The sequence below is a fragment of the Mesorhizobium sp. M7A.F.Ca.US.006.01.1.1 genome, assembly GCF_003997935.1.
Classification (GTDB): domain Bacteria; phylum Pseudomonadota; class Alphaproteobacteria; order Rhizobiales; family Rhizobiaceae; genus Mesorhizobium.
The window spans coordinates 11,594-28,765 of sequence record NZ_RZQL01000068.1 but is presented as its reverse complement, the minus strand read 5'-3'; the positions used below and the strand labels follow the sequence as shown (position 1 = coordinate 28,765).

Genomic DNA, 17,172 nt, shown 5'->3' with positions numbered 1-17,172 from the left:
TCGTCAATGTTTCGCGCGGCGCGCTGATCGACGAGGCGGCCCTTGTCGAGGCGGTTGTTGCCGGGCAGATGGGCGGCCTCGGGCTCGAGGTCTATTCGGTCGAGCCGCTGGCCAGGTCGGGCCATCCGATGAGCGCGCTGTTCGGCCGCGACAACGTCATCCTGTTTCCGCATCTCACCTTCTTCACGCGCGAGGCCATGCGCCGGCTGGAGGACGACACGCTCGCCCGCTGCTTTGAAATCCTCAATGGCCGGCCGGTTATCGTTCGCTCGTTCGACCCGCGGCTGCGGGCGCAGACATCTGGCGTTTCATTCGGCTGACCATCACCATCTCTGCAGCCAATCGCGGGCCTTCCGCGAGGCCGGGCTAGCGTTGCGACAGTTCCATGACAACTATCAGGTAAAGTTTGCCTCTCATAAAATAAATAGATTTTACTTATCGATCGTCAGTCCCCAAAGTCGCCACAACGACGAGATCGAGCGGTGCCGCATAAGGCTCCGGCCTACAGGCGAGATCGTCACAGTGCATCGCAGAATGTGCCATCAATCACAGGGGAACTGAGCATGAAATCGCAAAAGGCTACCATAGCTATGGCCTTCGCCGCGTCGCTGTTGGCGTCGTCGGCTCTTGTCGGACCGGCACTCGCCGACGGCGTCGTCACCATCTATTCCGCCGACGGCCTGCATGACGGCAATGGCAGCTGGTTCGAGACCGAATTCGCTGCTTTCACCAAGGCCACCGGCATCACCGTGCAGTATATCGAGGCAGGTTCCGGCGGCGTCGTCGAGCGCGTCGCCAAGGAAAAGTCGAACCCGCAGGCCGACGTGCTGGTGACCTTGCCGCCCTTCGTGCAGCGCGCCGCGGCTGACGGCCTGCTGCAGGACTACAAGCCGGAAGCCGCCGACCAGATCGATGGCGGCACCGACAAGTACCGGCCGCTGGTCAACAACTACATGAACTTCATCTACAACAGTGCCGTCCTGCCAGAAGCGCCAAAGGCCTACAACGAACTGCTCGACCCGAAGTTCAAGGGCAAGATCCAGTATTCTACCCCTGGCCAGGCCGGTGATGGCACCGCCGTCATGCTGCAGGTGATCCATGCCTTTGGCGGCGAGGATGCCGGCTTCGACTTCATGAAAAAGCTGCAGGACAACAATGTCGGCCCGTCCGCCTCGACCGGGAAACTGACCGCTTTGGTCAACAAGGGCGAACTGCATGTCGCCAATGGCGATCTGCAGATGAACATGTCGCAGATGGCCGACAATCCCAACATCAAGGTGTTCTGGCCGGCGGGCCCCGACGGTGTGCGCTCCACCTTCGCGCTGCCCTATGAAATCGGCCTGGTCACTGGTGCACCAAATGCCGACAACGGCAAGAAGCTGATCGACTTCCTGCTGGCCAAGGAAGCGCAGTCGACCATTAGCTCTGTTGCGCTCGGCATGCCGGCGCGCAAGGACGTGACGCCATCCGACGCCAACTTCGCCAAGGCGCAGGATGCGATGAAGGGCGTAACGATATGGTCTCCGAACTGGGACGACGCACTGAGCAAGCTGCCCGACTACGTCAAGAAGTGGAACGAAGCGACCGGAAGTTGATCCGCAAGGGAAACGTGGAGGACCACGCCATGTCGGCCGCAGCCTTTACTGGTACCAGTGTCATGGACATCGACGCCGCGAAGGTTCGCGGCGCCGGCTCCAACGTCCATTTCGACAAGGTCAGCGTCGCCTATGGCGCGCATGTCGTCCTGCATCCGCTGACCCTGGATATCGCACCTGGCGAGATCCTGGCGATGATCGGCCCGTCGGGGTCCGGCAAGACCACGGCCCTGCGCGCCGTGGCCGGCTTCGTGCGGCCCGCCAGCGGGCGGATCCGCATCGGCGCCACCGATGTGACCGATTTGCCGCCTTATGAGCGCGGCCTCGGCATGGTGGTGCAGAACTACGCGTTGTTTCCCCACATGCGGGTCGAGGACAACGTCGCCTTCGGCCTCAGAGCACAGGGCGCCGACAAGGCGCTGATCGGCGAGCGGATCAAGGATGCGCTCGGCACCGTCGGCATGTCGGCCTATGCCAGGCGCTATCCGCGCGAACTTTCGGGCGGCCAGCAGCAGCGCGTGGCGATTGCGCGTGCCTTGGCCGTGCGGCCGCGCGTGCTCCTGCTCGACGAGCCGCTTTCCGCGCTCGATGCCCAGATCCGCCGCAACATGGTCGAGGAGATTGCCCGGCTGCACCGCAGCCTGCCGGGCCTGACGATCCTCTATGTCACCCACGACCAGACCGAGGCGCTGACGCTTGCCGACAAGATTGCCATCATGCGCGACGGCAGGGTCTGTTCGCACGGACCCACGACCGAACTCTACCGCCGCCCGCCAAACCGTTTTACGGCCGAGTTCCTCGGTCGCGCCAACCTTTTGCCGGTGACGATTGCCGAGGCCGTCGGCTCGAAGGGCTTTGCCACGGCGAGGCATGGCGATGTTGCACTCACCGGCGCGGGCCGTGACGAGAAGGCCGGCGACAAGAGCCTGCTCTGCATCAGGCCGCAGCATCTCAGCCTGACCGCCGACAGCGAACATACCAACCGCATCGTCGGCACACTCAGGGAAGTGCACTGGCAGGGCGAACTGACCCACCTCGTGCTCGATGTCGACGGCACGCCGGTGCGTGTCTCTGCGACAAGGCTGCCGATCGCCTTGCCCGAACCCGGCACCAAGGTGCCGCTGTTCTTCGCACCCGCCGACACCTCGCTCCTTCCGGAAGACGCCGGTGTCTGACGCGGTCGCAATTCGCGCGCCAGTGGCGAGAACAGAGTCCGGAAAATTTTGGATCGTGCCGCCGGCGGCCCTGCTGGCGCTGCTGTTCTTCTATCCGCTGGCACTGATTGCCCGCCAGGCCTTCCTCGACGACAGCGGCGTCGCCAATTTCGCCGAAGTGATCCGGGTGCTGCATTCGCGGTTCTTCCTCAACGCGCTGATCAACACCGTGTCGATCTCGATCGCGGCGACGGCCGGATGCCTGGTTGTCGGCCTCGTCCTGGCGCTGATCCTCGCTTTCGTGCCGTTCCCCCGCAGCGGCTTCATCGCCAGGCTGATCGACACCTTCATCGCCCTGCCGACGTTCCTGGTGACGCTAGCCTTCACCTTCCTCTACGGCTCCGCCGGCATGCTCAATGCCGGGCTGATGGAGACTTTTTCGTTGCCGCTGCCGCCCGTCGATTTCCTCTATTCGGCCTGGGGCGTGATCCTGGCCGAGGTCACTGTCTACACACCCTTCATCCTGCGTCCGCTGCTCGCCGCCTTTTCGCTGGTCGACCGCGGCCAGATCGAAGCGGCGAGCGTGCTTGGCGCAAGGCCGTTTCGCATCGTCCGCCAGATCATCCTGCCGGCGGCAATCCCGGCGCTCATTGCCGGCGGCAGCCTGTGCCTGCTGTTGACCGTCAACGAATTCGGCATCGTTCTGTTCATCGGCGCCAAGGGTGTCATCACCCTGCCGCTGCTGATCTACGGCAAGGCGATCCAGGAATCTGCCTACCAGGTCGCCTGCATCATCGCCGTGATCAACATCGCGCTGTCGCTTGGCCTGTTCGGCCTCTACCGGCTCGCCGCCGGCCGGTTGGGAGCCTAGCCCATGCTGGTCTGGTCACGCTCCGGTCGTCTTGTCTTGTGGGTGCTCTTCGCACTGATCTTCGGCGTGCTGTTCCTGGCGCCGCTCGCGGTCATCCTGCTGTCCAGCCTCGCCGACCAGTGGAACGGCGTGCTGCCCAATGGCCTGACGACGGAGCACTACACCGATGTCATTTCCGGCTCCGCCGGCAGAGCGGTCAAGGCCAGCTTGATCACCGGTTTCCTGGCCAGCGCGCTGGCGCTGGTCAGCGGCACCTGGGCCGCCCTGTCGCTGCGCCTCCAGGGTCATGCCTTGCGGCGGTTGCTTGGCCTTTTGTTCTTCATCCCAAGTGCTGTGCCTTCGGTGTCCGTCGGTCTTGGCCTGCTGGTTGCGTTCAGCCATCCTCCGCTGCTGCTCAACGGCACGATCGCGATCGTCATGATCGCGCATTTCGTGCTGATCTCCGCTTTCACCTTCGGCAATGTCTCGGCCGGCCTGGCACGGCTCTCGCCTGACTTCGAGCAGGTGGCGTCGAGCCTTGGCGCGCGCCCGGCCTATCGGCTCTGGCATGTCACGCTGCCCTTGCTCGCACCCTATCTCGTCGCCGCCTTCGGCCTCAGCTTCGCGCTGTCCATGGGTGAACTTGGCGCCACCGTCATGGTCTATCCGCCGGGCTGGGTAACGCTGCCGGTCTCGATCTTCAGCCTCACCGACCGCGGCGACATCTTTGCCGGCGCGGCACTCACCATGATCCTGGTCGTGGCGACACTGGTTCTCTTGCTCGGGCTGGAGCGCATTACCAAGCGCGCTACCGGCTCTTAGAGCAATTCTAGGAAAAGTGTGAAGCGGTTTTCCGTCTAGAATTGCGTCAAAACAAAGAGTTAGAGCAGATCGCCGTTTCCATGAAACGGTGAAATGCTCTAGGACTTTCCCGAGTCTCAGCCCTGCGCCGGCCTGCGTTCGACGATGTAGATGTGGTCGGCCGCCAGCACCACTTCGCCACGCTGGTTGGTCACCTCGCAGCGCTCGATCACCCGTCCCGACCCCGGCCTCTTCGGGTCGTCTTCCCTGGCCACAATTGTGGTTCGCGTGCGGATCGTGTCGCCGATGAACACCGGCTTGATGAAGCGCAACCGGTCATAGCCGTAGGAAAAGGCGACCGGGTTGATGACGGTTGCCGTCAGCCCGATGCCAACCGAGAACACCAACGTGCCATGCGCAATGCGCTGGCCGAACGGCGTCGTCTTCATGAACTCGGCATCCATGTGGTGCGGAAAGAAATCACCGGTATGGCCGGCATGGACGATGAAGTCGGTCTCGGTGATGGTGCGGCCGCTGGTAAGGCGTGACGCGCCGATCTCGTAGTCCTCGAAATACTGGATCTGTTCCATCAGGGTCTTTCCGCGATCGGAGTCGCCGGTGCCGCACTTGAACGATAGGCGGCCTCGACCAGCGCCATCGTGCTCCAGGCATCTTCGACGGGGCTTATCAGCGTAGCATCTTCTCCGGCCGCAAAGCGCTGGACATTGGCCATGCGGCCGATGAAGGCATCGGGAAACCACTCGCCGGCCAAGGGCACGGCGATCCAGCCCGTTCCGCCCTTCGGATAGATTTCCAGCACATCCGGTTCGCCTGTGGGATAATCGAGGTTGAGACCCAACTTGAGATAGGCCGCTCCCTCGGTGCCGCAGATGCGGAACTCGCAGGCCTGGTGTCGGCGGCCGAACTTGTGGTCGTGGTTGATCGACAGCGCGCAGCGCACGGTGTCGCCATAGTCGAGAATGGCGCTTGTACGCGTCTGCGCCACGGCATGGTTGGGATGGCCGAGCGTCTTGGCGTGCACGCCTTTGGGCTCGCCGAGCAACTGCCGGATCAGGTCGAGATAGTGGATCGAATGCATGGCGATCTCGACGCGTGGCGCCTTGAGCAGGAATTCCCAAAGCTCCCATGGTGTCGCCAGCGCCAGCCAGGCGTCGAAGTCGACGATCTCGCCGAGCCAGCCCTTGCCGATCGCGTCCTTGAGCGCCCGCATCATCGGCGCGAAGCGCAGCTGGAAGTTCACCGCCGCATGGAGCTTCTTGGCGCGGCAGATCTCGAGGATCGTGGTTGCCTCGGCAAGGTTGCTGCCCATCGGCTTCTGGATCAGCGCCACCGCGCCGTCCGGCAGGGCCTTCAGCACATCGGCATGGCGCGACGGCGGCGTCGCTAGGTCGAAGATCGCACCCTCGACGGCGGCCGCTTCCTCAGCCGAGCGAAAGGCCGTCACACCCCATTGGCTGGCCAGCTTTTCAGCCCTGGCGTGGTCAGGGTCGTAGAGGCCGGCGACAGGAAAACCAGCTTTTCTGTAGGCCGGGAAATGCGCGTCGCCGACGATCGATCCGGCGCCGAAGGTGACGATCGGTCGGGGTGTTGAGGGTTTTGGCCAGGATTGAACGAGCAAGGCAGGGTCGAAACCGCCTTCAGTCATGATGGAAGACCTCGTCCATCTCTGCCCACCATTCGCCTTCCCCACGGGTCGCCAGCGGCTCCTGGCAAGGCATGCAGACGGCCCACCATTCCTGCGTCTTCGGGTCGGCCGCCATCTTGGCCATGTCGGCCTCGTAGTCGGTACCGTGGTATTCGAAGGTGCTGAACAGCAGGTTCTCAGGCCGCTTCAGGTAGATGGAATAGTTCTTGATGTTGCAGGCGGAGATCATGGCCAGCACGTCAGGCCACACGGCGGCATGCAGGCGGACATACTCCTCCACCTTTTCTGGCTTCAGCCCCAGAACCATTCCCATCCGCTGCATATCAGTCTCCTATTTCGTGATCGCTGTGGTGAATTCGGCGATGCTCATGGCCTTGACCGCGTCCCAGTCCCAATCGATGCCGATGCCCGGTTCGTCGGGCGCCAGCGCCTGGCCATCCTCGATGCGCATGCGCTTGCCGGTCAACTGGTCGAGCTGCGGAATGTACTCGACATATCGGCCGTTCTGAACAGCGCAGGTCAGGCTGACATGCAGCTCCATCAGGAAATGCGGGCAGACCGGAATGTCGAAGGCCTCCGCCGCATGCGCAATCTTGAGCCAGGGCGTGATGCCGCCGATGCGGCCGACATCGACCTGCACGATCGAGCAGGCGCCTTTCTGCATATACTCGCGGAAATGCCGGATCGAATAGAGCGACTCGCCGATGGCGATCGGCGTCGGCGTCGAGTTCGACAACCTGATATGCCCGTCGATATCGTCGGCCGGCAGCGGCTCCTCGATCCAGGCGAGGTCGAGTTCGCGCAGCCTCGCGGCGCGCCGGATCGCCTCGTCGACCGAAAACCCCTGATTTGCGTCGGTCATGATCTCGTAGCCGTCGCCGACCGCCTTGCGCACCGCCGACAGGCGGGCAAGATCCTCCGACCCGTGCGGCCTGCCGATTTTCACTTTCGAGCCGCGAAAGCCCTTCGCCTTGGCAGCCAGCGCGTCGTCAACCAGCGCCTGCGTCTCGATGTGCAGCCAGCCGCCCTCGGTCGTGTAGAGCGGGCAGCGGTCCTTGGCGCCGCCGGCTAGCTTCCACAGCGGCAGGTTCTGCTTCTTCGCCCGCAGGTCCCAAAGTGCCGTGTCGATCGCGGCGATGGCGATGGCTGTGATCGCGCCGATCGTCGTGGCATGGGTGGCGAATTCGAGATCGTGCCAGATCGCCTCGATCATGTCGGAATCGCGGCCGATCAGGCGCGGCACCAGATGGTCCGAGAGCAGCCGCATTACCGACGAACCGCCGGTGCCGATCGTGTAGCTGTAACCGGTGCCGACCACGCCGTCGGAATCGGTGATGGTGACGATCGGCGTTTCCTGGCTGACGAAGCTCTGGATCGCGTCGGTGCGCTTGACCTTGGGCACAAGGTCCACCATGCGAAGGTCGACTTTCTCAATTTTGGCCATGCCGATCAGCTCCGCAATGTCTTTCCGGTCTCAGTGGCAAACAGATGCGCCTGCGACATGTCGAGGCTCATGGCGACCCGCTCGCCCGGCCGCAGTGGCCTCGGGTTCAGCATGCGCGACACCCAGTCCGTGCCGTTGAATTCGACGAACACCAGCGTCTCGTTGCCGAGCGGCTCAGTGACCGTCACCGGCAGTTCGATCTGGTGCACGTCGGCCGCGCCTCCGGAGCTGATGCCATGGCCAGCCGGATAGATGTCGTCCGGCCGCAGCCCGAACACGACCTTGTCGCCGGTGGCGACATTGGCCTTGAACTGGCCGGGCAGCGGCAGCTTTTCGCCGCTGGCGAAAACCATCTGGCCGTCATCGATCGTCGCCTCGTGCAAATTCATCGGCGGCGAGCCGATGAAGCCCGCGACGAAGCGTGTGGCCGGCCGCCGGAACACCTCGTTGGGCGTGCCGACCTGTTCGATATGGCCGTCGCGCATGATGACGATGCGGTCGGCCAGCGTCATCGCCTCGACCTGGTCATGGGTGACGTAGATCACCGTCGACTGCACCTTGGCATGAAGCTTCTTGATCTCGGTGCGCATCTGCGTGCGCAATTTGGCGTCGAGATTGGAAAGCGGTTCGTCGAACAGGAAGACGTCTGGGTCGCGCACGATGGCGCGGCCCATGGCGACGCGCTGGCGCTGGCCGCCCGACAGTTGCGACGGACGACGGTCCAGCAGCGTGTCGAGGCCGAGGATGGCCGAGGCTTCGGCGACACGGCGGTCCATGTCTTCCTTGGCGGCACCGGCGATCTTCAGCGAGAAGCCGAGATTCTCGCGCACCGTCATGTGTGGATAGAGCGCGTAGGACTGGAACACCATCGAGATGTTGCGCGAGCGTGGCGGCAGGTCGTTGACGACGCGTCCGCCGATCTCGATCGAGCCGGCGCTGATCTCTTCCAGCCCGGCGATCATGCGCAGCGTCGTCGACTTGCCGCAGCCGGACGGGCCAACCAGCGCGATGAACTCGCGGTCGGCAATATCGAGGTCGATGCCGTGCACGATCCCGATGTTGCCGTAGCGCTTGGTCAGCTTGGTGAGGGTAACGGTTGCCATGGGATCAGCCTTTCACCGCGCCGGAGGTCAGGCCGCCGACAAGGTGTTTCTGGACGATGTAGGTGAGGGTGAGCGCCGGAATGATCATCACCACGGCGAGCGCGCACATGCCGCGCCAGTCGATGGTGAACTCGGCCGTGTAATCGAGGAGGCCGACTGGCAATGTCTTGGCGCTCACCGAACGGGTCAGCTGCGAAGCCAGCGCGAACTCGTTCCAGCAGGTCAGGAAGGCGAAGATGGCGGCCGAGGCAATGCCCGGTCCGGCAAGCGGGAACTCGACCTGCCAGAACGCCTGCCAGCGCGTGCAGCCATCGATCTGCGCCGCCTCCGCGAGGTCTTTGGGCACCTGACGGAAGAAGCCGTCGATCAGCCAGATGGTGAACGGCACGTTGAGCGCGACATAGGCAAGGATCAGCCCGAAATGCGTGTCGATGATGCCGAGCCGCACATAGAGGAAGAACAGCGGCAGCGAGAGCGCAATGCCGGGCACCGTGCGCGTCAGCATCAGGCCGAGGAACACACTCGACTTGCCGCGGAAGCGGTAACGCGCGAAGGCATAGCCGCCGGCCATGCCGATGGCCACCGCAATGACCGTCGAGGTCACCGAGATGATCAACGAGTTGCGGAAATATTCGATGACGGGAATGCCGCCCTTGCCGATGCCTGAGAACATCGAGACGTAGGCGTCGAACGAAATCTCCTGCGGGATCCACACCGGCGGCTTGGCCATGATCTCGACGGTCGGCCGCAGCGACGACAGCACGATCCACAGGCCGGGCAAGCAGATGGTCAGCATCGCCAGGAACAGGCCGATGCGGTAGACGACGCCGGTGAGCCGGCGCTTCAGGCGGGCGGAAGAATTCTCGTCCATTCTCACCACTCCGCACCGATCTGCGTGCGCGCCGCGGCGAGCTTGTTGAAGAAATAGACGGTGAAGGCGATCGACAGCAGGATCGAGAAATAGGCCATGGCGTTGGCCATGCCCATGCGACCGTCGCTGTAGGCGGTGCGCGCCACCAGCGTCCAAAGCAGTTCGGTGCGGCCCGCCGGTCCGCCATCGGTCATGATCTTGACGATGTCATAGGCGCGCGCCACGTCGAGTGAGCGGATGGTCATGGCGATGTAGGCGAAGGGCATGACGAACGGCCAGGTCACATAGCGGAATGTCTGCCACGGCGTGCAGCCGTCGACCCGCGCCGCCTCGATCGGCTCCTTGGGCATTGCGAGCAGGCCGGCGAGGATCAGGATGGCGAAGATCGCCGTTGACGACCAGATCTCGGCGATCGAAATGGCGATGAAGGCGAGATGGCCCTCGATCAGCCACGGTATGGCGTCTTGCGTAATGCCGAGCGACTGCAGCGCATTGTTAACCAGGCCGATATTGTCGTTGAACATGAACTTGAACTGGAAGCCGACCAGGATCGGCGAAAACATCATCGGGAACATCATCAGCGTGCGCAGGATGCGCTGGCCACGCGTCGCCTTCTCGACCAGCATCGCCAAGCCGAGACCAAGCAGCATTTCGAGATTGAGCGCGATGGTGAGCAGCAGCACTGTACGGCTGAACGCCCACCAGAAACCGGTGTTGGACAGGATCGATAGATAGTTTCGGATGCCGATGAAGACGTAGAATGTCTCGGGCTTGGTCAGGCGGAACGGCGTGAAGCTGGAGTAAAGGGACAACAGCAACGGCACAACGACAACCGCCGCCAGCACGATCAAGGCCGGAAGCAGCAGCAGGAATGGCGCGGATGGCTTGAAGCCCTTCATCAGAATCCTTGAGGTGTTTGCATTTGGACGGCGGTGCGTGGGCCGAGAGTGAAGGGTCAGCGCAAACCGCTGGCATCCCGCGAAACGCGATTGCCTCCCCCATTGCTGACGGGGGAGGCAGCCTTGGAAGCCGTTGCTAGAGCTTGCCGGCGTCCTGGAGGATTTGCGTTGCCTTGGCGGCGGCTTCATCCAGTGCCTGCTTCGAGGTCTTGTCGCCGAGGATCGCCGCCTGCAGTTCGGGATAGACGGCGTTCGAGATCTCGATCCATTCAGGCGTCTGCGGCACGGCAAAGGCGTGCTTGGCCTCTTCCTGGAAGGCGGTAAGAACCTCCTTCTTGTAAGGATCGTTTTCGGCCTGCTTCAAATCCCAGTCCCACACTGCGGTGCGGGTCGGCAGCGGGCCGGCGGCGGCCTCGAGCTTCTGGCTGTCCTCGTTGGTCAGCCACCAAACCAGGGAAGCCGCGGCCTCCTTGTTGGGGCAGTTCTCGGTCACCGAGAAGCCATGGAAACCGGACCAGCCTGTGCGCTTGCCGGACGAACCTTTCGGGGCAACCTTGACGCCGACATTGCCGGCGATCTTCGACGACTTCGGATCGTTGAAGAAGCCGGCCCAGCCCGGCCAGTCGAGGTTGATGGCGACGGTGCCGGACGCAAAGCCCTGGCCGAGATCGTCCCAGAGGTAGTTGGTGGTTCCGGCCGGCACGGCCTTGGCCTTGTAGAGGTTGACGAACCAGTCGAGCGCCCGGATGCCGGCCTCGGAGTTGAAGACGGGCTTGCCGTCCTTGTCGAGATATTCGCCACCCTCGGCGACCACCATCTCGTAGAAGCGGCCGTTGATCGCCTCTTCCTTGCCGGCGAACTGCGTGCCGTAGAAATTGGGCGGGTTGGCAAAGAACTCGGCCTGGTCGGTGACTTCCTTCCAGGTGTCCGGCGGCACCAGGTCATAGCCGTATTTCGCCTTGAACTTGGTCTTGTTGTCGGCGTTCTCGTACAGGCTCTTCTGGTAGTAGAGCGCCGAAACGTCGAACTGCGCGCGCGGCAGCATCTCCAGCTTGCCGTCGATGGTCGCCGACTTGATGGTCGACGGCACGAAGGCGTCGATCTCTTCCTTGGGCAGCAGTTTGCTGAGGTCGGTGTAGAGGCCCGTATATTGCGGCGCGAACGACGAATGGTTCCAGCCGACGCACCAGTTGGTGCTGCCCGAAGCGATGTCGGACTTGAGTTCCTTGTCGATGTCGAAGCCGTTCTTCTTGGTCAGGATGTTGACCTTGGCGCCGGTCGCCTTCTCCCATTCCGGGATGCGCTCGTAGAGCTTTTCATATTGCTGGCCGCCGATCAGCTTCACGTCGACGGTCACGCCTTCGAACTTGCCGGGCAGGTCGCCGGCAAGGGCAGTGCCTGCACCGAATGCAAGCAACAATGCGCCGGCGGACACGCCGGAAAGCAGTCTGTTCATTGGTATCCTCCCTTGGTGCGCCTCAGCGGCGACCGCAACTCGTCTGATGACAAGAAGCGCTACATTCATATACAAACAAAACATTCACGGATACGTCAAGGCGAAATTTGTTTCCGCCGACAGCGTTCCTGCGTATATGAAGGACAGAATTCACTGGAGGGATAAGCCATGGACGACAGCGAAGACGAGCGTTATCGCGCGCCGGCGCTCGACAAGGGGCTCGACATCCTTGAATTGCTCGCCGGCGTCGACGGTGGCCTGACGCAGGCCGAAATAGCCAAGAAACTCGACCGCAGCCCCAACGAGTTCTACCGCATGCTCGACCGACTGGTGCGGCGCGGCTACGTCACAAGGCTCGATGGTGACCGCTATTCGCTGACGCTCAAGCTGTTCGGCCTGGCGCAATTGCATGCTCCGGTGCGGCGGCTGGTCTCGTATGCCACGCCGCTGATGCGCGAACTGGCCGAAACATCGCAGCAGGCCAACCAACTCGTTGTTTTTGATCGCGGTTCTGCCGTCGTCATCGGCCAGCAGGAAGCACCGAACTACTGGGGCATATCGATCCGGGTCGGCTCCCATATCAGCCTGTTCGACACCGGATCGGGACATGTGCTGCTGGCCTTCCGCTCACCGGAAGAGCGCCAGATGATGATTTCCGAACACGTCCGCAGCACCGACAAGACGGCGCAATCGACCGAGTTCTTCACCCGTCTCGACCAGATCCGCGACCGTGGCTACGAGATGATGGCCTCGATGCAGACAGCCGGCGTCTTCAACCTGTCGGCCCCGGTCCGCAGTTCCGACGGCAAGGCGATCGCCGCGCTGTCGATTCCCTACATCACGGTGGTCAACGCGCCTTCCGCGCCCGACATCACCAGGACGATCGAACTGTTGCTGGCAACGTGTGAAAAGCTGTCGCACCTCGCCGGCTCTGCAGTCGGCTCTGCGGCATAAATTCTTATTTGAATGAAGAATTCCTCCGTGAGATGATTTGAAAAAGCCCGGAGGAGGAGCCAGCCATGATTATCGACACCCATCTTCACCTCATCGATCGCTCGACCCTGCGCTACCCCTGGCTCGCCGGCGTGCCGGCGCTCAATCACGATTTCTCTTATGAAGACTACGCGACGGAGGCGCAGCGTGTCGGCGTCGAGCGTGTGCTGCATATGGAGGTCGATGTCGATGCGGCCGACATCGAAGCCGAGACCGCTCGTGTGGAAGGACTGTCACGGGAGCCCGGCAGCATGCTGGCCGGGGTGATCGCAGCCTGCCGTCCTGAGGAAGGGGACTTCGCGGCCTATCTCGAACGGCAGCGGGCAAACCCGTTCATAAAGGGCTTTCGCCGGGTCCTCCATGTCGTGCCCGACGAGCTCTCGGAAGGTGCGGTGTTTCGCGACAGCATAAAGCGGCTTGGCGGCACCGGCCTGACCTTCGATCTCGTCGTGCTGCCGCACCAGATCCCCAAGGCGATCGTGCTTGCCGACCTGGCACCCGATGTGACGTTCGTCCTCGACCATTGCGGCGTACCCGACATCAAGGGCGGAGCCGAACACCCATGGCGCGAGCATATGAGCGACATCGCCCGGCGCCCGAATGTCATGGTCAAAATCTCCGGTATCGTCGCCTATGCCGATGCCGGCAGCTGGACGGTCGAGACGTTGCGGCCGTACGTCGAGCACACCATCAATTCATTCGGCTGGGACCGCGTCGTCTGGGGCAGCGACTGGCCGGTCTGCACGCTCGGCGGCGGCCTGTCGACCTGGGTGGCGGCGACCCATGCATTGCTCTCCGGCTGTAGCATTGCCGAGCGCGACAGGCTGTTGTCCGGCAATGCCCGCAAGCTGTGGCGGCTCGACTGACTGGTCCTTTCAGATGGTTGTCGAGACGTGCCGTTCGCGGCCATAGAGCGAAACCAGCAGCACGATGACGAAGCCGAGCGCGGCCTGCACCGCTGCGGGCTGGAAGCCGAGGCCGATCAGCAGCGTGTTGATCTCGGTCAGCACCAGCACGCCGGCGATCGTGCCGAGATAGCTTCCCCGGCCACCGACAAGTGCTGCGCCTCCTACGACTACCGCCGCGATGGTCTGGAACAGATAGGGCTGGCCGACATCGCCATAGGCCGAACCGGTGAAGCCGAGCAGCAGCACCCCTGCCACGGCGGCGAAGAAAGCGCTTGCCGCATAGGTGATGACCCACATGCGAACCGGGTCAATCAGCGCCAGCGGCGCCGCGCCCGGATTGCTGCCCAGCGCGTAAAGCCGGCGGCCATAGGGCGTTCGCTCCAGCACCAGGACGACGAGTGCCGCCAGCACGACCAGGCTCGGCACCAGCCACGGCACGGGCAGCGGTCCGGCCGATCCGCCGATCGAGACGAAGCTGGATACCGCTTGCGGTGCGGAGCCTGACGGGAAACCCGCCGTCCACAACAGCACCAGCCCTTGCACGACCATGCCGATGCCGAGCGTGACGATGAGCGGCTGGATGTCGAGGCTGCGCGAGATCAGCCCGTTGAGCCCGCCGATAACGATCGCCAGCACGCCGACGAGACCGCAGACCAGGACAAAATTCCAGCCATCGCCATAAAGCTGCGCCGCCACGACATTGGCAAAGCCGATGACGAAAGGGATCGACAGGTCGATGCCGCCCATGATGACGACCAGCGTCTGCCCGATCGAGGCCACGGCGAGCAGCGAGGCGAGCACCAGCATGGCGCGTATCGCAAACGGCGCCGAGTAGCCGGGAATGAGAATTGTGCCGGCAAGGTGCAGCAGCGCCGCGACACAGAAAGCTCCAACGACGCGCGCTTTGGTTGTCGCGAACAGGTTTTCGTGGAAAGACATATCAGCGCCCCCTCATGGCAAGGCGTTCCTGCAATGCCGTCAGCATCACCGCCAGCACCAGTATGGCGCCATAGGCGATCTGCAGCACGAAGGTCGAGACGTTGAACGTCGTCAGCACGCTTTGCAGCAGGAAGATGTCGATGGCGCCGATGGCGGCACCCGCCACGCCACCACGGCCGCCGGCCAGGCTGACGCCCCCGAGCGCTACGGCGGCGATGGCGATCAGCGTGTAGGTTGGCCCGATGTTCGGATCGGCGGAGCCGATCAGCGCAGTCAGCATCAATCCGGCGCAGCCGCCGAGGATGCCGGTCATGACATAGGCGATGAAACGCACGCGCGTGACATCGACGCCGGCGGTGTAGGCGGCGCGATCGTCGCTGCCCACCGCCATCAACTGGTCGTAGTAAGGGGTGCGCCGCACCAGCCACCAGGCAATGAACATCAGTGCCAGCGGCAGCATCGACAGCGGGCCGGACAGTGCCTTGAGCCAGGTCGGCGCTGGGCCGATCGGCGCCGGCAGGATTGTCAGCGTCACACCGGTCAGGATCAGATAGGTGCCGAGAGTGGCGACGATCGGCTGAATGCGCACGATTGTCGCCAGGAAGCCGTTCGCCGCACCCACCAGCGCGCCGACGAGCAACGCCGCCGGAACGAGCACCAAGGGCGATGAGATGCCGGCGCCGAGGAACAGCACCTGGATCGTCAAAGCGTTGACGAAGCCCATCAATGGCCCGACCGAGATGTCGATTCCGCCACGCCCGGCGAGGATGACAGGCGTGGACGCAATGGCCGCACCGATCAAGGGCGCCGCCAATCCGACCAGCGCCCCCCAGGAACCCGGCTGGAACCGCCCGGGGCTGAGGATGAGATTGACCGCAAGCAGCACGACCAGCAGCACGACGGCGAAGCCGAAATTTCGCCCAAGGGACAGGAGACGCGCACCAGGGCTCATGCCGCACGTCCGAACATGGCTGATATCACGCTGTCGGTGGTGAGCGCGTCGCCCGCGATCTCGGCCGCGACTTCATTCTCACGGAACACCAGCACGCGCTGGCACAGGACAAGAATCTCCTCGATTTCGCTGGACAGGATGACGAGCCCCATGCCGTCAGCCGCCAGCCCGCGAAACACGTCGTAGAGCACATGCCGCGTCGCCACGTCGACGCCACGCGTCGGATCGTTGAGGAGCAGGATCGCGGGCTCCAGCGCCAAGGCCCGCGCCAGCAGCACCTTCTGCTGGTTGCCGCCCGACAAAGTGGTGATCGGCGCATCGGGCCGGGGTGCGGCGATCGACAGTTTTTCGCGGTAGATGTCGTAGCGCACCTTGCGCGCCGCCGGGCTGATCAGGCCGAGGCGCGTATCGCGCGACAGAGTCGAAACGGCGAAATTGTCGAGCACCGACTGCGTCGGGAAAATGCCGTTGGCGCGTCGGTCGCGCGGCAAATAGGCGATGCCGCTGGCGACAGCCTTGCGAAATCCGGTGATCTTGCGGGACGCAGCCGATGCACCGAGTTCGATCGAGCCCCCATGCGGCGGTTCCAGGCCAGCAAGCATCTTGAGAAACAGCTCCTGGCCATGACCATCGAGGCCGGCAAGCCCGACGATCTCACCCGGAGCGATTGCCTGTGTGATCGGGCTGGCGCCGGGCGCGATGACGAGTTCGCGAACGGCAAGACCACCAAAATCGAGAGCGGCGCGATCAGCCATGCGCAAGCTCCGCGGCGGTACGTGGCGCCATCGCCTTGAGAAGTTCCGCCGGCGTGGAAGCGCCGCGCTCTTCGGTGCGCACCACGCTGCTGCCCCGCAGGATCGAGATGCGATCCGAAAGCGACATCACCTCGTCCATGCGGTGGGTGATGAACAGGATTAGGCAGCCTTCGCCGGCGAGCGCACGCATCAACGAAAAAACGGATTCGCGATCGGCGAAGTCGAGCGCGGCGGTGACCTCGTCGAGGATCAGGATCTTTGGGTTGCGCACGATCGCGCGAGCAAGGACGACCAATTGCTGCGCGGCGAGCGGCAGCAGACCGGCTGGCTTGTCGAGGGGGACGTCGGTGACCGCGAAGCGCTTCAGCGCAGCTTTCGCCCGGTCACGGCGTTCGTTGCGGGGAACAGCGCGCCGGCCCAGCCCGTCGAGGCCGAGCAGGATGTTGTCGGTCACGCTGCGATCCGGCGCGATCAACACCTCCTGGAACACAGTGGCGAAACCTTGCGCCTGGAAGGCAGATGGATTGGCGCCAGAGAATGGCTTGCCGTGCAGCAGGATCACACCGCTGTCCGGCTGGACGATGCCGGACAACAGCTTGACCATCGTGCTCTTGCCCGAACCGTTCTCGCCCAGGATGGTGTGGATGGTTCCCGCCCGAAACACGATCGATGCGTCCGCGAGCGCGATCGTCTCGCCATAGCGTTTGGATATGGTTTTGATTTCAAGCATGTCGCATTTCGATGCTGGCAGGCCGGCTCCCCGAACGGAGCCGGCCTGTTGAGAGA

The 17,172-nt window shown here is 63.4% G+C and carries 19 protein-coding genes; 7 read left to right on the top strand and 12 right to left on the bottom strand.

Translation table 11 applies throughout. From position 1 onward, the window contains the following. The 5 genes from EN943_RS14250 to EN943_RS14230 form a co-directional block, all read left to right on the top strand. The coding region (locus EN943_RS14250) for an NAD(P)-dependent oxidoreductase (RefSeq protein WP_281060847.1) at positions 1-320 on the top strand (320 nt) is incomplete at its 5' end. 243 nt (positions 321-563) lie between these two features. Continuing rightward, positions 564-1,595 carry a 2-aminoethylphosphonate ABC transporter substrate-binding protein gene (locus tag EN943_RS14245; protein WP_127413050.1) on the top strand — a complete coding sequence of 344 codons (1,032 nt, stop codon included), beginning with the start codon at positions 564-566 and terminating at the stop codon, positions 1,593-1,595. Positions 1,596-1,624: 29 nt separating this feature from the next. After that, positions 1,625-2,770, top strand: coding sequence for an ATP-binding cassette domain-containing protein (locus EN943_RS14240; RefSeq protein ID WP_127413049.1), 1,146 nt, complete (start codon positions 1,625-1,627; stop codon positions 2,768-2,770). Further along, positions 2,763-3,620, top strand: coding sequence for a 2-aminoethylphosphonate ABC transporter permease subunit (locus EN943_RS14235; RefSeq protein WP_127413048.1), 858 nt, complete (start codon positions 2,763-2,765; stop codon positions 3,618-3,620). The genes EN943_RS14240 and EN943_RS14235 overlap by 8 nt, the downstream gene beginning before the upstream one ends. Positions 3,621-3,623: 3 nt before the next feature. Further along, positions 3,624-4,421, top strand: coding sequence for an ABC transporter permease subunit (locus EN943_RS14230; RefSeq protein WP_127413047.1), 798 nt, complete (start codon positions 3,624-3,626; stop codon positions 4,419-4,421). Between the two features lie 116 nt (positions 4,422-4,537). Here EN943_RS14230 and EN943_RS14225 read toward each other — a convergent pair whose 3' ends face one another. The 8 genes from EN943_RS14225 to EN943_RS14190 all read right to left on the bottom strand — a co-directional run bounded on the left by EN943_RS14225 (position 4,538) and on the right by EN943_RS14190 (position 11,839). Beyond that, complete coding sequence (locus EN943_RS14225) at positions 4,538-4,993, bottom strand: MaoC/PaaZ C-terminal domain-containing protein (protein ID WP_164778194.1); 456 nt, start codon at positions 4,991-4,993, stop codon at positions 4,538-4,540. Continuing rightward, the gene (locus EN943_RS14220) at positions 4,990-6,066 is read right to left on the bottom strand and encodes a Gfo/Idh/MocA family oxidoreductase (protein WP_127413045.1); all 1,077 of its coding nucleotides are present in this window, start codon (positions 6,064-6,066) and stop codon (positions 4,990-4,992) included. Before EN943_RS14220 ends, EN943_RS14225 begins: the two co-directional genes overlap by 4 nt. Beyond that, positions 6,059-6,388 (bottom strand): L-rhamnose mutarotase, encoded by a 330-nt coding sequence (locus EN943_RS14215; protein ID WP_127413044.1) that lies wholly within the window; start codon positions 6,386-6,388, stop codon positions 6,059-6,061. The genes EN943_RS14220 and EN943_RS14215 overlap by 8 nt, the downstream gene beginning before the upstream one ends. A gap of 9 nt (positions 6,389-6,397) precedes the next feature. Further along, positions 6,398-7,510, bottom strand: coding sequence for a mandelate racemase/muconate lactonizing enzyme family protein (locus EN943_RS14210; protein WP_127413043.1), 1,113 nt, complete (start codon positions 7,508-7,510; stop codon positions 6,398-6,400). Positions 7,511-7,515: 5 nt separating this feature from the next. Further along, on the bottom strand, positions 7,516-8,613 hold the full coding sequence (gene ugpC / locus EN943_RS14205) for a sn-glycerol-3-phosphate ABC transporter ATP-binding protein UgpC (protein ID WP_127413042.1): 1,098 nt from the start codon (positions 8,611-8,613) through the stop codon (positions 7,516-7,518). Positions 8,614-8,617: 4 nt separating this feature from the next. Continuing rightward, entirely contained in the window at positions 8,618-9,484 is an 867-nt protein-coding gene (locus EN943_RS14200; RefSeq protein WP_023764706.1) for a carbohydrate ABC transporter permease, read from the bottom strand. 2 nt (positions 9,485-9,486) lie between these two features. Next, a complete protein-coding gene (locus EN943_RS14195; RefSeq protein WP_127413041.1) occupies positions 9,487-10,383 on the bottom strand; it encodes a sugar ABC transporter permease in 897 nt (298 codons plus the stop codon). Positions 10,384-10,519: 136 nt separating this feature from the next. Then, positions 10,520-11,839, bottom strand: coding sequence for a sugar ABC transporter substrate-binding protein (locus EN943_RS14190; RefSeq protein WP_127413040.1), 1,320 nt, complete (start codon positions 11,837-11,839; stop codon positions 10,520-10,522). A 168-nt stretch (positions 11,840-12,007) separates the two neighbouring features. On the opposite strand from EN943_RS14190, the gene EN943_RS14185 reads away from it, so the two are divergent. Then, positions 12,008-12,793 (top strand): IclR family transcriptional regulator, encoded by a 786-nt coding sequence (locus EN943_RS14185; protein WP_127413039.1) that lies wholly within the window; start codon positions 12,008-12,010, stop codon positions 12,791-12,793. Positions 12,794-12,858: 65 nt separating this feature from the next. Next, the gene (locus EN943_RS14180; protein ID WP_127413038.1) at positions 12,859-13,698 is read left to right on the top strand and encodes an amidohydrolase; all 840 of its coding nucleotides are present in this window, start codon (positions 12,859-12,861) and stop codon (positions 13,696-13,698) included. A gap of 9 nt (positions 13,699-13,707) precedes the next feature. Here EN943_RS14180 and EN943_RS14175 read toward each other — a convergent pair whose 3' ends face one another. Genes EN943_RS14175 through EN943_RS14160 form a run of 4 tightly spaced genes read right to left on the bottom strand, consistent with a single transcriptional unit; the run spans position 13,708 to position 17,116 of the window. After that, the gene (locus tag EN943_RS14175) at positions 13,708-14,679 is read right to left on the bottom strand and encodes an ABC transporter permease (RefSeq protein WP_127413037.1); all 972 of its coding nucleotides are present in this window, start codon (positions 14,677-14,679) and stop codon (positions 13,708-13,710) included. 1 nt (position 14,680) lies between these two features. After that, complete coding sequence (locus EN943_RS14170) at positions 14,681-15,631, bottom strand: ABC transporter permease (protein WP_127413036.1); 951 nt, start codon at positions 15,629-15,631, stop codon at positions 14,681-14,683. Then, entirely contained in the window at positions 15,628-16,386 is a 759-nt protein-coding gene (locus EN943_RS14165) for an ATP-binding cassette domain-containing protein (protein WP_127413035.1), read from the bottom strand. The genes EN943_RS14170 and EN943_RS14165 overlap by 4 nt, the downstream gene beginning before the upstream one ends. Next, positions 16,379-17,116 (bottom strand): ATP-binding cassette domain-containing protein, encoded by a 738-nt coding sequence (locus EN943_RS14160; protein ID WP_127413034.1) that lies wholly within the window; start codon positions 17,114-17,116, stop codon positions 16,379-16,381. The genes EN943_RS14165 and EN943_RS14160 overlap by 8 nt, the downstream gene beginning before the upstream one ends. Between the last annotated feature and the right edge of the window lie 56 nt (positions 17,117-17,172).

Coding starts and splice junctions, on each gene's coding strand:
- EN943_RS14245 (WP_127413050.1), top strand. CDS start 564: ATGAAATCGCAAAAGGCTACCATAGCTATGGCCTTCGCCGCGTCGCTG.
- EN943_RS14240 (WP_127413049.1), top strand. CDS start 1,625: ATGTCGGCCGCAGCCTTTACTGGTACCAGTGTCATGGACATCGACGCC.
- EN943_RS14230 (WP_127413047.1), top strand. CDS start 3,624: ATGCTGGTCTGGTCACGCTCCGGTCGTCTTGTCTTGTGGGTGCTCTTC.
- EN943_RS14220 (WP_127413045.1), bottom strand. CDS start 6,066: ATGACTGAAGGCGGTTTCGACCCTGCCTTGCTCGTTCAATCCTGGCCA.
- EN943_RS14215 (WP_127413044.1), bottom strand. CDS start 6,388: ATGCAGCGGATGGGAATGGTTCTGGGGCTGAAGCCAGAAAAGGTGGAG.
- EN943_RS14210 (WP_127413043.1), bottom strand. CDS start 7,510: ATGGCCAAAATTGAGAAAGTCGACCTTCGCATGGTGGACCTTGTGCCC.
- ugpC (WP_127413042.1), bottom strand. CDS start 8,613: ATGGCAACCGTTACCCTCACCAAGCTGACCAAGCGCTACGGCAACATC.
- EN943_RS14200 (WP_023764706.1), bottom strand. CDS start 9,484: ATGGACGAGAATTCTTCCGCCCGCCTGAAGCGCCGGCTCACCGGCGTC.
- EN943_RS14195 (WP_127413041.1), bottom strand. CDS start 10,383: ATGAAGGGCTTCAAGCCATCCGCGCCATTCCTGCTGCTGCTTCCGGCC.
- EN943_RS14190 (WP_127413040.1), bottom strand. CDS start 11,839: ATGAACAGACTGCTTTCCGGCGTGTCCGCCGGCGCATTGTTGCTTGCA.
- EN943_RS14185 (WP_127413039.1), top strand. CDS start 12,008: ATGGACGACAGCGAAGACGAGCGTTATCGCGCGCCGGCGCTCGACAAG.
- EN943_RS14180 (WP_127413038.1), top strand. CDS start 12,859: ATGATTATCGACACCCATCTTCACCTCATCGATCGCTCGACCCTGCGC.
- EN943_RS14175 (WP_127413037.1), bottom strand. CDS start 14,679: ATGTCTTTCCACGAAAACCTGTTCGCGACAACCAAAGCGCGCGTCGTT.
- EN943_RS14170 (WP_127413036.1), bottom strand. CDS start 15,631: ATGAGCCCTGGTGCGCGTCTCCTGTCCCTTGGGCGAAATTTCGGCTTC.
- EN943_RS14165 (WP_127413035.1), bottom strand. CDS start 16,386: ATGGCTGATCGCGCCGCTCTCGATTTTGGTGGTCTTGCCGTTCGCGAA.
- EN943_RS14160 (WP_127413034.1), bottom strand. CDS start 17,116: ATGCTTGAAATCAAAACCATATCCAAACGCTATGGCGAGACGATCGCG.